At 60.4% G+C, this 1,865-nt stretch carries 1 protein-coding gene and 1 pseudogene; both read left to right on the forward strand.

From position 1 onward, the window contains the following. Positions 1–101 precede the first annotated feature (101 nt). Positions 102–776, forward strand: a complete 675-nt coding sequence (locus tag L0H65_RS19280; protein ID WP_301460806.1) for a DnaA/Hda family protein — start codon at positions 102–104, stop codon at positions 774–776. A 56-nt stretch (positions 777–832) separates the two neighbouring features. Next, positions 833–1,865 (forward strand): annotated as a pseudogene (locus tag L0H65_RS19285) (RNA degradosome polyphosphate kinase); the annotation flags it as partial.

The following is a 1,865-nucleotide window of genomic DNA, read 5'->3' on the forward strand; positions in this document are numbered from 1 at the left end:
ATTGAGCAGTATCAAAACAGTATGCTCTATCTTGGCGTTGACACCATCCCGATCCATCCTGAGGCGGAGTTGAAAGCCGAACAGGAAGAACAGGCGGTTTCGTGAGCGGGCAACTCGCCTTTGATCTGCCGTTTCGTGCCGCGCTGGGGCGGGCTGATTTCTTCGTCTCCGCCTCCAACGCGCAGGCGTTGGCGGCGCTCGATGGCTGGCGGGATTGGCCGGGTGGCAAGCACCTGCTGATCGGCCCTGCCGGATCGGGCAAAACCCATCTAACCCAGGTCTGGACCGATATGGCCGGCGGCGCTCGCATCATCAAGGCAACGGCGCTCGGCGGTGCCGCTCTCCCCTCACTCGGGCAATCAGGCGCGGTTGCGGTGGAGGATTGCGACAGCCTTGCGCAAAACGCAGGCGCGCAGGAGGCATTGTTCCACCTGCACAACATGCTCGCGGCAAACGGGGCGGCACTTTTGCTGACGGCACGCCACCCGCCGCGTGATTGGGGGCTGACGCTGCCGGATCTGGAAAGCCGGGTGCAGGCCACGTCGATCGCGCGGATTGAATCGCCGGATGATGCCCTGTTGTCGGCGGTACTGATAAAACTGTTCTCGGATCGCCAGATCACCGTCACGCCGACCCTGATCGCCTATCTTCTGCCAAGGATGGAACGCAGCTTCGACGCCGCGCGCGCTCTGGTGGCAGCGATTGACGCCGCAAGCCTTGCCCAAGGCAGTCCGGTCAATCGCGCGCTTGCTGCAAGCCTACTGGACAAGGGGTGACAGGCAGGCAAAGGTTGTGACGCAGGCTTAACACCAAAGGACCATTTTCCAGCGCGATGACACAGGCCGATTTCCTCAAATCCCCTTTCCCAGAAGCCGTCGCGGTGAATGGCAGCTTGGCCACCAGCCCACGGCGCTTTTTCAATCGGGAACTGAGCTGGCTCGCCTTCAACTGGCGCGTGTTGGAGGAGGCGTCGAACCCCGGCGTGCCGTTACTGGAACGCTTGCGGTTCCTGTCAATCTCCGCAACAAATCTCGATGAGTTCTATACCGTTCGCGTCGCAGGTTTACGGGCGCTGTTGCGGGGCGGCAAGACCCGGATGTCGGAAGACGGGCGCAGCCCCGGTGAACAACTGACGCTGATCAATGATGATGCGCGCCATCTGCTGCAAACCCAGCAAGTGGTCCTGAACAAGCTGAAAAAGCAGTTAGATGCACAAGGTATCACCATCGTTACCCGGTCGAAGCTGACGACCCGCGATTTGAAACATCTGGAGCCGCATTTCATCGACAATGTATTCCCGATCCTGTCGCCTTTGGCGATTGATCCGGCGCATCCCTTCCCGTTCATCCCCAACACCGGCTTTTGCCTTGCGCTGGAATTGCAGCGCGCCAGTGACAAGCGTGCCTTGCTTGCGCTTCTGCCGATCCCGCAACAGATTGACCGCTTCGTACCGCTTCCCGCCAAACATGGCGAAAACCGGTTTCTGTTGCTGGAGGAGTTGCTGCTGCTGCACCTCGACGTGCTGTTCCCCGGCTATACCGATAAGGGCCATTGCACCTTTCGCGTGCTGCGCGATTCTGATCTGGAAGTGGAGGATGAGGCCGAAGACCTTGTGCGGGAGTTTGAAACCGCGCTGAAACGCCGTCGACGCGGCGAGGTGATCCGCCTGAAGATCAGTGCGGGCGCACCGCAGGAGTTGCGCGCACTGATCATGCAGGAACTGCACGTCACCACCGCCGATATGGTGGAAGTGCGCGGGTTGCTGGGTGTCGCTGACCTGAAAGAACTGGTGCTCGACAGCCGCAAAGACCTGCAATGGCCGAAATTCATCCCGCGTATCCCCGAACGGGTGCAGGACCATGAAG

Origin of the sequence: Pseudorhodobacter sp., assembly GCF_030452865.1 — a bacterium.
Lineage (GTDB): Bacteria > Pseudomonadota > Alphaproteobacteria > Rhodobacterales > Rhodobacteraceae > Pseudorhodobacter.